We start from the raw sequence: 12,122 nt of genomic DNA, 5'->3' as shown, positions 1-12,122 counted from the left end.
GTTCAATCTGAGCCATGATCAAACTCTTCAGTTCACATCATTGCGGGTTTTGAGAAAACCCTAAACTTGGCTCAGCAATCGCAAATAAACTCATGAATTCACGAGACTACTTGTGATGCTGATAATCTTGCGACTGTCAGTCTTATCTCACAAGCACCCACACGAATTGCTTGATTCAACTTGTTAAAGAGCGTTTCGATCAAGTCTTTCGTCTCAACCGAGGCCGCGAATTCTACAGCAGCCTTGCATTCTGTCAAGCGTTTTTCGAAATTTTCTTTTCTACTCAACCACTTGCGTAACTCTCTCGCTGCCGTAACCCGGAGGCCGCTACAGCGAGGAGGCGAATAATACAGCCTTAAAAAAGACTGTCAACACCTCCCCGCCTACTTTTTTCAACCTTCAGCCGTGCCCGGCTTCTTGCGCTTGGGGGCCGTGAAGCCATCGCCGATGGCAACAGCAGGACGATCCTTGTCGCTCTTGCGCGCCGAAGGCTTGCCGCTGCCCGCGCCACCCTTGCCAGCGGCAGCGGACTTCTTCCCCTGTTTCTTCTTCTTGCTACCCGCGGCCTTGCCCGAAGCCTTGAGTTTCTTCGGCCCCTGGTAACTACCCTGCAGCTCCTTGACCTGGCGGCGCTCGAACGACTGCTTCAGATAGCGCTCGATGCTGGACATCAGGTTCCAGTCGGTATGGCAGATCAGCGAGATGGCCAATCCGTTCTGGCCGACGCGCCCGGCACGCCCGATGCGATGGACGTACTCATCACCGCTGCGCGGCATGTCGAAGTTGATCACCAGATCGACCCCGCCAATATCCAGACCGCGCGCTGCCACGTCGGTAGCAATCAACACGTTGATGCTGCCCTGACGCAGGCGCTCGACGGCCAGCTTGCGTTCGTCCTGGGTCTTCTCGCCATGCAGCACATAGGCCTTGACCGCAGAGGCCCGCAGCACACCAGCCAGACGATCGGCCTGGATGCGAGTATTGGTGAACACCATGGCCTGCTCGAACGCTTCATGCGCCAGCAACCATTGCAACAGCCGCTCCTTATGCTGCACATCGTCGGCCGTGATGATCTGCTGCTTGAGATTTTCGTTCAGGTCATCGCGGCGGTTGAGCAGCAGCAGCTGAGGATCACGCAGGACCGCGCTCGCTACCTGCCCCAGCCCGCGCTCGCCCGCGGTCGCCGAGAACAGCAGGGTCTGGCGCTCCTGCGGACAGGCCTTGGCTATCTTCAGCACGTCCTCGCTGAGCCCCATATCGAGCATGCGATCCGCCTCGTCGAGCACTAGCACCTCGATGTCGCCCAGCTTCAGGCTGCCGGTCTCGAGATGATTGAGCACTCGCCCCGGCGTGCCGATCACCACTTCGGGATTCTTGCGCAGCGCCGCCGCCTGCTCCTTGTAACCTTCCCCGCCGGTCACCAGGCCGGCCTTGATGAAGGTGAACTGGGCAAAACGCTCGACTTCCTTGAGCGTCTGCAGGGCCAGCTCGCGGGTCGGCAGCAGGATCAGGACGCGCGCGCCGGCTTGCGGCTTGCTGTCCTGCAGCAGACGGTGCAGCAACGGCAGCACGAAGGCGGCCGTCTTGCCGCTGCCGGTCTTGGCGGTCACGCGCAGGTCGCGACCTTCAAGAGCCGGAGGGATGGCAGCCACCTGAACCGGGGTTGGCTCTTTGAAGGACAGCGTCGACAACGCCTTGAGCAAACGCTCATGCAAACCGTAATCAGCAAACACAGCCTACCTCGAATAATGAAAATCGCTGGCGCATAGACTACCGCGAGTCATCGATCAAAAGTTGTTTTCCCTGCTGGCCGGCGCAACGCTTCTCCGCCGACAGGGTACGCAGCACTGTCTGCTTCCCTAGGCAAGTAGGACAGAATTACACCCCCGCCCAGCCAGACCAGCATGCCCCACTGCAAGGCGATACTCAGCGTTGCCGAACAGCAATAGACCCTGATCCTGCCACCGGGAAAGGCGCGGAACCACAGCTTCCCCAATCCCCGCACTCCCACCCCATGAAGAACCCAAAAAAACGGCCGCCCGCAGGCGACCGTGAAAAACTGCGTGCCCCGTGACACGCAGTGGAGCTATGGGTTTCAGGCGATCTCAGCCAGCTGGTTGCGCGCTTTGCTTTCAACCACCAGGACATTGGACATCTGCGCTTGCCTCAACCGGACCGTGCACTTGAGCGATGGAAGGCAGGTTATTACGCAGTTGGTCGATAAAAAAGCCGAATAAACCGCTACAAACAATCAAGCAGGTTGATGTAACTTGCGCAAAAGCCCAGCGCAAGCGTCGACCGCCAGGAGCACAGACCGATGAAAGCGCCCCGCGTGACCCTCGAACAGTGGCGCACCCTGCAGGCAGTGGTTGATCACGGTGGCTTTGCTCAGGCCGCCGAAGCCCTGCATCGCTCGCAATCGTCGATCAGCTACACCGTCGCGCGCATGCAGGAACAGCTCGGCGTGCCCCTGCTGCGCATCGACGGACGCAAGGCCGTGCTTACCGAGGCCGGTGCCCTGCTCCTGCGCCGTTCGCGGCAACTGGTCAAGCAGGCCAGTCAGCTGGAAGAACTGGCCCACCACATGGAGCAGGGCTGGGAGGCCGAGGTGCACCTGGTGCTGGACGCGGCCTATCCGACCCAGCAAGTGGTCAGCGCCCTCTCCGCCTTCATGCCGCAGAGCCGCGGCTGTCGCGTGCTGCTGCGCGAAGAGGTCCTGTCCGGCGTCGAGGAAGCGCTGCTCGAAGGCAAGGCCGATCTGGCCATCAGCGGCCTGATCCTTCCCAACCAACTGGGCACCGACCTGGCCAACGTCGCATTCGTCGCCGTCGCTCACCCTGACCACCCACTGCATCGCCTGCAGCGCGAGCTGTCCTATCAGGACCTGGAAACCCAGTTGCAGATCGTCACCCGCGACTCCGGTCGCCGCCAGCAGCGCGACGTAGGCTGGCTCGGCGCGGAGCAGCGCTGGACCGTCGGCAGCCTGGCGACCGCCGCCACCTTCGTCAGCAGCGGCCTCGGCTTCGCCTGGCTACCCCAGCACATGATCAACCGTGAATTGAGCGAAGGCACGCTCAAGCCATTGCCGCTCGGCAACGGCGCACGCCGGGAAATCCGCTTCTTCCTCTACCCGAACAAGGACCGCCAGATGGGCCCCGCCACCCGCATCCTCAGCGACCTGCTGCTTCAGCATGCGCAGAATCCGGCGGCGCCCGTGCCGACCTGAACCGCGGCAGCGCCAGCCGGTCCAACCGCCACCGCGACACGCAGAATCGCCTCGCTCATCCAACCACCACAGGAAGTCCACGCATGCTGAAAAAACTCGCCATCGCCGCCAGCGCCCTGCTCTTCTCTTCCATACTGCTGGCCGCCGAAGCCCCGCACGTGGTGCTCACCACCAGTCTCGGCGAAGTCGAGATCGAACTGAATGAGGAGAAAGCGCCCATCAGCGTGAAGAACTTCCTCAGCTACGTCGACAGCGGCTTCTACAACGGCGTGCAGTTTCACCGGGTGATTCCCGGCTTCATGATCCAGACCGGCGGCTTCAGCGCCGACATGGAGCAGAAAGATCCCCAGGCACCGATCAAGAACGAAGCCGACAACGGCCTGCACAACGTGCGCGGCACCCTAGCCATGGCCCGCACCAGCGATATCAACAGCGCCACCAGCCAGTTCTTCATCAACCTGGCCGACAACGCCTTCCTCGATCACGGCCGCCGCGACTTCGGCTACGCGGTATTCGGTAAGGTGGTGCGCGGCATGGAAGTGGTCGACCAGATCGCCCGTGTGCGCACCGGTAACCGCGGCATGCACCAGAACGTGCCGGTTGAGCCGGTACTGATCGAGTCGGCCAAGCGCCTGTAACCCCCCGGCCGGATCATCGACGACAAAAAGGCGAAGCCACGGCTTCGCCTTTTTCTCGCACTCTCCCCGAGCCGAATCAGCCCGCCTAGCCCTGCCGATACGGCAACGCCTGGCGCGCCTCCTCGGCATAAGCCAGCACCCCGGCACGCTCTTGGGCGAGAAAGTCCGCCACCGCCGCGCGCAGCCCCGGATGCAGCAGATAGTGCCAGGAGCGCGTCAGCACCGGCTCGAAGCCGCGGATCAGCTTGTGCTCGCCCTGCGCACCGGCGTCGAAACGCTGCAGGCCCAGGCTGATCGCCAGATCGAGGCCCTGATAAAAGCAGGTCTCGAAGTGCAGGCGGTCGAAATCGGCCAGGCAGCCCCAGTAGCGCCCGTACAGACTCTCGCCATCCCGCAGGAAGAACGCCATGGCCACCGGCCGGATGCCCTGACGCGCCAGCACCACGCGGATCGCCTCGGGCATGCGCTCGGCCAGCAGACTGAAGAAGGCGCGGGTCAGATAGGGGCGTTGCTCGCGCACAGCATAGGTGTTGGCATAGCAGGCGTAGACGAAGTCCCACTCCACCTCGCTCAACTGCCCTCCTTCGCGCCAGTCGAACTCGATGCCCTGTCCCGCCACCTGCTCGCGCTCCTTGCGCATCTGCTTGCGCTTGCGCGAAGCCAGTGCGTCGAGAAAATCCTGGAAATCCCGGTAGCCACGATTCAACCAGTGAAACTGGCAACCCAGGCGCTCCAGCCAGCCTTCCCGCCCGGCGATCACCCCATCGGCGAAGGCATCGGTGAAATTCACATGCAGCCCAGTCAGCCCCTCGCCGGCCACCTCCGCGGCCAGCCCATCGAGCAACCGAGCGGCATCCGCCGCGTCCCGCGCCAGCAGACGGGCACCCGCCACCGGGGAAAACGGCACGGCTGCCAGCAACTTCGGGTAATAGGCGATGCCCGCCCGCTGACAGGCGTCGGCCCAAGCCCAGTCGAACACGTACTCGCCGCGCGAATGAGTCTTTACGTAAGCCGGCATAGCCGCCAGCAACCGTCCATCGTCATCGCGCAGCAGGCGATGGGCTGGCAGCCAGCCGTTACGCCCTGCGACGCTGCCACTGTCTTCCAGCGTGGACAGGAAGGCATGGCGTAGGAAGGGCTGAGCATCGGGCAGCAGTCCACCCCACTCGGAGGCGGAGATCTGAATAAGGGAGTGCAGAGTCTGGATCGTCATTGGCACAGTCTGGCCTGCCGTGCAGACGAAAAAAAGCCCTGCCGGAGGCAGGGCTTCAAAGGGGGCTTTACGAATGAAGCGTAATGCTTAGAACACGTACTGGGCGCGGACCACGAAGCCGTCGCCATCATCGTCGCCAGCGTCGTTTTCAGCATTGTCGACCGCGGATGTGACGTAGACACCGCTCAGCTTGACCGCTTCGTTGGCATACCAGTTCACACCTACGTTGTGCACCTTGCCTTCGATGTCATCGATGGCAGCAAAGGCACCGTTGTCGTCTTCGACGCTGATGTTGTCGTAACGGTAGAACACTTCCCAGGCACCGATCTGCTTGTTCTCGGGCTTGATCTTGTCGAACTTGCCGAGCTTGTACTCGCGCGCTTCGCCAGTGAGGGTGTAAGCGACCTGAGCGTAGTAGCCGGTCGCATCGACGTCCTCGAACGCAGCATCGTCGGCCTGCAGTTCGCGCTGGATGTACTCGCCCTGCACGGAGAACGGACCCATGGCCCAAGCCGCTTCCAGGCCCCAGGCGCTGTCATCGTCATAGGAACCAGCCGGACGGTTGTTGGCACCGCCGAGCAGCAGACGGTTACCGTTGGTGCCGGCATCGTTACCACCACCAGTGCTGACACCGCGCATGCCCAGACGGCTGCGAATACGGCTGTCGAAGACGGTGTCGGACAGGTCGCGCTGGGCGAAGTTCACACCGAGGTGCAGGACATTGCCGGTTTCGTGCAGCGGGGCGAACACGCCACGCAGGTTGACTTGCTTGGTGCTTTCGCCATCGACGTCGTTCTGGTCCTTGGCGCTCATGCCGACAGAGCCGAACAGCGATTCGGTGGGGGTAGCGGAAACCTCGATACCCAGACCGTTCTGGTGACCGTTGGCCCAGTCGACCAGATCATAGGCGGCGTTACGCTCCTGGGCGGTCACCCACTTGGAGCTGGTGGCCTTTTCCAGACCGAAGGCTGGGTCGAAGCGCCCCACCTTGATGGTCACCGGCTTGAAGCCGGTGTAGGCGATGGAAGCCTCGTCGAAATAGCCGTCTTCCTGGCTGCCGGCGTTGTGGGAGAAATCGTAGTTGATCTGGTAGGCCCAATCCTTGTAGGCAACACCGGAGATTTCCAGGAAGGCGCGACGGAAGTAGGCCGCGTCGGCACTTTCACCGTTCACGGTGTAGAAGCCATCGAAGGTGCTGTAGTCAGCCTGCAGACGGCCGCCAACCTTGAAGGCGAACTCCTTGTCAGCGGTAGCAACTTCCAGACCACCCTTGGTCTTGACAACAATGTCAGCACCGTCAGTGGTGACAGTACCGGCAACGGCTTGAGCGGAAATGGCCAGGGCCAGGGCGCTGGCGGCAATGCCGGCGAAGTGCTTGCGGATCATCAAGGATTCCCCTTATACGGTTTGACGTTTGTAAACACTCGGGCCTAGCCCGTTTCGTTCTGGGGGGAATATTCGCGGCTGACTGTGTCAGCCAAGTTGCTTGTATGTAAAAGTTTTATTACAGCGGAACTTTTAGATTACGAACTCGCATATGTGCCACGATACTCGTGGCCGCTCCCCGACCGGAGCGTCAAGGACGCGCCTTAGCGCAAAATGGAGCCTCCATGTCCACCCGATCGCCCAAGCTCAGCCACTACGCACTCGGCACCATCCTCGCCTGTTTCCTGGTCAACCTGCTGGTGCGCACCGTCTTCAAGGTCGGCGGCCCGTTCGCCACCCTGCTGGCCGCTGCCCTGGTTGCGGCCGGTTTGGCCCTAGTGTTTCGCTGGCGCACCGGTCGCCGCCCCTATCCCGTCGAGCGCCGCGTGCTGGTCGCTCTCTATGCCCTCGGTCTCGGCCTGCTGTACGCCGGCCTGCTGGCGCTGATGTATCTCAAGGAAGAACCTGGCCTGCCCGGCCAGTTGCTGTTCGCCGCCCACTACCTGGCCTACCCATTGCTGGCCTGGATCGCCCTGGCACCAGAGCGCAACGGCGAATGAACCGAACGCCCGCCACACTGACCAAGGCAAGGCCTCTCGTCGTATTCGTGAAACATGAACGCCCTACCTTTGTCTGACACTCACCCGACCGACCTGCCCCTCGTCCTTGCCGGCCCGCTGCTGCGCCGCCTCGAAGCGCGGCGCCTGGTACTGTGGCTGGTCGGCAGGCGCGCGCTCGACGCCCGCCTGCAGCTGGCCTGGGACGACCCGCAGCGCGGCGTGGTCGAGTTCGACCTGCCGCTCGACGACGCTCGCTGCCAGCGCCTGTCCGTCGGCCGCCACGCCTGGCTGCACCTGATCGACCTGCACCTCGACGAACCGCTGCCGGCCGACACCTTCATTTATTACGACCTGTTGATAGAGGACGACGGTCGCCGTCTGGCCATCGCCGACTGGGCGCCGCATCTGCTGTATCCCGGCCAGACGCAGCCGAGCTTCGTGCGCCGCGGTCGGCTCGACCACCTGCTGCACGGCTCCTGCCGCAAGCCGCACCACCCGGGCAAGGACGGCCTGCTGCAGGCCGACGCCCTGATCGACGCCACCCGCGCGCAGCCCACGGAACGCCCGGCGCTGCTGATGCTGAGTGGCGACCAGATCTACGCCGACGACGTGGCCGGGCCGATGCTGGTGGCCATCCACCGCCTGATCGAACGCCTCGGCCTGTATGGCGAACACCTCGACGGCGCCACAATCAGCACCAGTGAGGCGCTCTACGCCCACCCGGCCGGCTACTACCGGCGCGAGGACCTGCTGCCCGCCTACACCGCCAACGAGGAACTGCGCGAACGCTTCTTCGGCGGCGTGGAAAAGCCGGTGTTCACCAGCGCCAACGCCCACAACCACCTGGTCACCTTCGCCGAAGTCATGGCCATGTACCTGCTGGTCTGGTCGCCCGAGCCCTGGCGGCTGATCGCCCCGCGCCTGCCGGAGCTGCCCGAGCACCTCGTCGCCCGCTACCGCGGCGAGGAAGCCCTGATCAGCGCCTTCGCCGCCGACCTGCCGCAGGCAGCGCGGGCCATGGCCCAGCTGCCGTGCCTGATGATCTTCGACGACCACGACATCACCGACGACTGGAACCTCTCCGCACGCTGGGAACAGGTCGCCTACGGCCATCCGTTCTCGCGGCGCATCGTCGGCAACGCCCTGCTCGGCTACCTGCTGTGCCAGGGCTGGGGCAACTGCCCCGATGCCTTCGCCAACGAACTGCCGGCGATCCGCGAGCTGCTCGCCGCGCCGGACTACCAGCAGCGCCTGAGCGCCGAGGCGCAGGACGCGATCATCGACCGCCTGCTCACCTTCAACCACTGGCACTACAGCCTGCCCGGCCAGCCACTTTTATTGGTACTCGACACCCGCACCCGCCGCTGGCGCAGCGAAAGCACCCTCAGCCGTCCCTCTGGCCTGATGGACTGGGAAGCCCTCTGCGAGCTGCAGCACGCCTTGCTCGACGAACCGGCAGTGGTCATCGTCTCGCCGGCGCCGGTGTTCGGCGTCAAACTGATCGAGATCATCCAGCGCCTGTTCACCTGGGCCGGCCAGCCGCTGCTGGTCGACGCGGAAAACTGGATGGCCCACCGCGGTGCGGCCCACGTCATGCTCAACATCTTCCGCCACTCGCGCACTCCGGCGAACTACGTGATCCTCTCCGGCGACGTGCACTACTCCTTCGCCTACGAGGTGCACATCCGCCACCGCGACAGCGGCCCGCGCATCTGGCAGATCACCAGCAGCGGCATCAAGAACGAATTCCCCGCGCGCCTGCTCGACTGGTTCGACCGCCTCAACCGCTGGCTGTACGCGCCACACTCGCCGCTCAACTGGTTCACCAAGCGGCGCAGGATGCAGATCACCCCGCGCATTCCCAGCCGCAGCCAGCGTGGCGAGCGCCTGTGGAACGGAGCCGGCCTCGGCCAGGTGCGCCTCGACGAGCACGGCCGGCCCAGCGAGATCCACCAGCTGAACGCCGATGGTTCGGAGCCGACGCGCTTCGAGGTAACCGAACGGGAGGAGCTGCACGGCTGAACACCAAGGCAGCCACGGAATCCCCAGCACGGCTCGTGCGTGTCGCCACGGGGGCTGCACAACACAGCCTTGATCCAGGTCAGCCGGCGGCGCGCCATACAGCTGGCGCTGGCATTACAATGCCATCAATGTGAATGCTATAACCGCACAAGGATCCCGACGATGCGCCCCGGACCGACCGCTCTATCCCTGCTGATGCTCGGCCTGCTACTGGTTCAGGGCGCCCATGCCGAAATCCTGCGTATCGCCACCGAGGGCAACTACGCCCCGTTCAGCTACCAGGGCGACAACGGCAGCCTGGCCGGTTTCGACGTCGAGATCGCTCAGGCCCTGTGCCAGCAGATGCGGGTCGACTGCGAAGTCCAGGCGATCGTCTGGGACAAGCTGATCCCCAGCCTAGAGTCAGGCCAGGTGGACATGATCGTCGCCAGCATGGCGCGTACCGCGGAGCGCGAGCAGCGGGTCGCCTTCAGCGACTACTATTACCAGTCCCACTCGGTATTCGCCGGCAAGGCCGGCATCGCCGCCGATACCTCTCCCGGGGCGCTGGCCGGCCTGCGCCTGGCGATCATCAGCGGTACCATCCAGGCCGACTTCGCCAGGGAGCGCTATCCGCAGAGTCCCTTGTTGCTGGTCGCCCACCAGGAAGAAGCCTTCGACATGCTGCTGGCCGGCAAGGCCGACCTGGTGCTGTCCGACACCATCAACCTGCTCGATTTCCTGCAGCAGCCGAAGGCGACCGGCTACGACTTCATCGGCCCGCCCCTGCTTGGCGACACCCTGAGCAGCAAGGCGCACATAGCCGTGCGCAAGAACGACCACCTGCTGGATCGGGTCAATCGCGCGCTGGAGGCAATCCGCCTCAATGGCGTCTACGACCGCATCAACCGCCACTACTTCCCCTTCAGCATCTACTGAGAGCCATCGCGCATGACTCAGCCGCGCCCGCACGCGCACTTTCGTCCCCGCCTGGCTACCACCGTGCGACTGGGGCTGGGCGGCCTGCTTCTGTTGTTCAGCCTGAGCGTCTGGCTGTCCCTGCCCCTGCTCGGCGGTATCGTCGACAAGACCAACCAGGTGCGCGACGAGTATCTGCCCGACCTGACCCGCTGGCGCTACAACACCCAACGCACCGAGCAGCTATACGGTTTCATCCAGACGCTCTACTGGAGCAATGACAGCCAGGTGGCGCGCAGCAGCCGCCTGCAAGCCCAGGTGCTGCTCGACAGCTTCGCCTTCGAGCCGAGCAACGCGCTGACAACCCAGGCCGCACAGATCCTCCTCAACATCCAGACCCTGGCGCGGCTGCGCGACAGCCAGCGCACCACCCTGCACGAAGTGCAGGCCCTGGCCGGCGCCCTGCAACGCGGCGACGCCATCTCCGGCGACGGTGCAGAGCGCCTCGGCCGCTTCGCCGCCTCCTGCACCCGGCTCGGCCTGATCGGCACGGACTGGCAGGCCCTGCGCCAGGAGGCCGATCAGTTGCAGGCCCGCCTCCCGACCGAGCCTGCCAAGGCCCTCGCCGAGTTGCAGACCCGCTTCGCACAACTGCAGGCGCTGGAAACCCAGGTCGATCAGACCTACCGGCAGGCCCTCGAGCAGCAGAAACACCTGGCCGCCACCCTCAATACCGACACTGCGCTGAAGACCCAGCAGATCGCCTCGGCTGTCGAGAAGGAAGCGAACCAGATCCGCCACTACGGCCTGCTGACCATGCTACTGCTCGGCGCCATCACCCTCGGCATGCTGTACGCCTTCCAGCGCTTCCTGCTGCGGCCGATCCTGCGCTGCACCCAGGCGCTGGAACAACTCAACAGCAAACAACCGGTCCAGCTGCCGGAGCGCACCCTGTTCCATGAACTGGACACCATCTGCCGGAGCGTGAGCCAGTACAGCGACATGACCCGCCAGCTGCAGCACCTCAACCAGGAACTGATGCAGCTGTCCCAGCAGGACGGCCTGACCGGACTCAGCAACCGGCGCCATTTCGACAGCGTGCTCGCCGTCGAACACGCCCGCGCCTGCCGCCACGGTCAAGACCTGGCGCTGATCCTCATCGACATCGACCACTTCAAGAAACTCAACGACCGCTACGGCCACCTGCTCGGCGACGACTGCCTGCGCCAGCTGGCCGACGTGCTCCGCCGTTTCAGCCGGCGACCGGGCGATCTTGCCGCCCGCTATGGCGGCGAGGAGTTCGCGCTGATCCTGCCGGAAATGAGCCTGGAGCAGAGCCGGCTGCTGGCCCAGCGCGTGCGCCAGACCCTCGCCGAGCTGGTCGTCCCCACCGATACGGGCGAGCCGGTATGCTTCACCGCCAGCCTCGGCCTGATCCATACTGGCCGGGCCGGCCGGCACACGCCGGAGAGCATGATCCACCAGGCCGACCTCGCCCTCTACCGGGCCAAGCAACTGGGCCGCAACCGGGTGGAGATCGCCGAGCAAGCCGTCGCGCCGACCTGACAGATACGCCGGAGAGAAACATGCTGCCCCGCACCCTCGAACAACTGGATGCCCTGCGCGACGAGTGCAAGGCCATGGTCACCCGGCGCGCCGGCCTCTCCGCCGGGGCGGCGGTGTTGCCGATCCCCGGCCTCGACCTGGGCGCCGACATCGCCCTGCTGGTCGAACTGATCCCGGCGATCAACCAGAAATTCGGCCTCGCCCCCGAGCAGATCGAGGGTCTCGACCCGAAGATCAAGCGGGTGATCCTGATCGGCGCCACCAGCCTCGGCAACCAGATGATCGGCAAATGGGTGACCCAGCAGCTGGTCATGCAGATGCTCAAGCGCGTCGGCATCCGCGTCACCACCAAGACGGTAGCCAAGTTCGTGCCCATCCTCGGCCAGGCCCTGGCCGCCTCGATCAGCTTCGGCGCGATGAAGATACTCGGCAACGCCCATGTGGAGGACTGCTACAAGGTGGCCAGACAGGCGCTGCTGGCGCAGGAGCCGGAGCAGATCCGGATCATCGAGGTGACCCCGGACATGGTCGAGATCGCCCGGCGCTGATCGTCCTTAAGCGTCGGCGGGCGCGAG

At 64.2% G+C, this 12,122-nt stretch carries 10 protein-coding genes; 7 read left to right on the top strand and 3 right to left on the bottom strand.

The window, feature by feature from the left end:
• Positions 1–392: 392 nt before the first annotated feature.
• A complete protein-coding gene (locus BMZ19_RS11030) occupies positions 393–1,733 on the bottom strand; it encodes a DEAD/DEAH box helicase (protein ID WP_090310803.1) in 1,341 nt (446 codons plus the stop codon).
• 584 nt (positions 1,734–2,317) lie between these two features.
• On the opposite strand from BMZ19_RS11030, the gene BMZ19_RS11025 reads away from it, so the two are divergent.
• Together BMZ19_RS11025 and BMZ19_RS11020 are read left to right on the top strand one after the other, a co-directional pair.
• Positions 2,318–3,226, top strand: coding sequence for a LysR family transcriptional regulator (locus BMZ19_RS11025; protein ID WP_090310801.1), 909 nt, complete (start codon positions 2,318–2,320; stop codon positions 3,224–3,226).
• 83 nt (positions 3,227–3,309) lie between these two features.
• A complete protein-coding gene (locus BMZ19_RS11020; RefSeq protein WP_090310799.1) occupies positions 3,310–3,864 on the top strand; it encodes a peptidylprolyl isomerase in 555 nt (184 codons plus the stop codon).
• An 85-nt stretch (positions 3,865–3,949) separates the two neighbouring features.
• Here the strand turns inward: BMZ19_RS11020 and BMZ19_RS11015 are convergent, their stop codons facing one another.
• Positions 3,950–5,077: a GNAT family N-acetyltransferase gene (locus tag BMZ19_RS11015; RefSeq protein ID WP_090310797.1), complete on the bottom strand. Its 1,128-nt coding sequence runs from the start codon at positions 5,075–5,077 to the stop codon at positions 3,950–3,952.
• Positions 5,078–5,164: 87 nt separating this feature from the next.
• Positions 5,165–6,463 carry an OprO/OprP family phosphate-selective porin gene (locus BMZ19_RS11010; protein WP_090310796.1) on the bottom strand — a complete coding sequence of 433 codons (1,299 nt, stop codon included), beginning with the start codon at positions 6,461–6,463 and terminating at the stop codon, positions 5,165–5,167.
• 224 nt (positions 6,464–6,687) lie between these two features.
• Between BMZ19_RS11010 and BMZ19_RS11005 the strand changes: the two genes are divergently transcribed.
• The 5 genes from BMZ19_RS11005 to BMZ19_RS10985 all read left to right on the top strand — a co-directional run bounded on the left by BMZ19_RS11005 (position 6,688) and on the right by BMZ19_RS10985 (position 12,095).
• On the top strand, positions 6,688–7,062 hold the full coding sequence (locus BMZ19_RS11005; RefSeq protein WP_090310794.1) for a hypothetical protein: 375 nt from the start codon (positions 6,688–6,690) through the stop codon (positions 7,060–7,062).
• 54 nt (positions 7,063–7,116) lie between these two features.
• The gene (locus BMZ19_RS11000; protein WP_090310792.1) at positions 7,117–9,084 is read left to right on the top strand and encodes a metallophosphoesterase family protein; all 1,968 of its coding nucleotides are present in this window, start codon (positions 7,117–7,119) and stop codon (positions 9,082–9,084) included.
• Between the two features lie 162 nt (positions 9,085–9,246).
• Positions 9,247–10,002 (top strand): transporter substrate-binding domain-containing protein, encoded by a 756-nt coding sequence (locus BMZ19_RS10995; protein ID WP_212633215.1) that lies wholly within the window; start codon positions 9,247–9,249, stop codon positions 10,000–10,002.
• Positions 10,003–10,014: 12 nt separating this feature from the next.
• The gene (locus BMZ19_RS10990) at positions 10,015–11,547 is read left to right on the top strand and encodes a GGDEF domain-containing protein (RefSeq protein WP_090310790.1); all 1,533 of its coding nucleotides are present in this window, start codon (positions 10,015–10,017) and stop codon (positions 11,545–11,547) included.
• A 20-nt stretch (positions 11,548–11,567) separates the two neighbouring features.
• The gene (locus tag BMZ19_RS10985) at positions 11,568–12,095 is read left to right on the top strand and encodes a hypothetical protein (protein WP_090310788.1); all 528 of its coding nucleotides are present in this window, start codon (positions 11,568–11,570) and stop codon (positions 12,093–12,095) included.
• Positions 12,096–12,122 lie beyond the last annotated feature (27 nt).

The sequence above is a fragment of the Pseudomonas linyingensis genome (assembly GCF_900109175.1).
Classification (GTDB): domain Bacteria; phylum Pseudomonadota; class Gammaproteobacteria; order Pseudomonadales; family Pseudomonadaceae; genus Geopseudomonas; species Geopseudomonas linyingensis.
The sequence above is the reverse complement of the archived record's forward strand: the minus strand, read 5'-3'. Positions and strand labels throughout refer to the sequence as shown.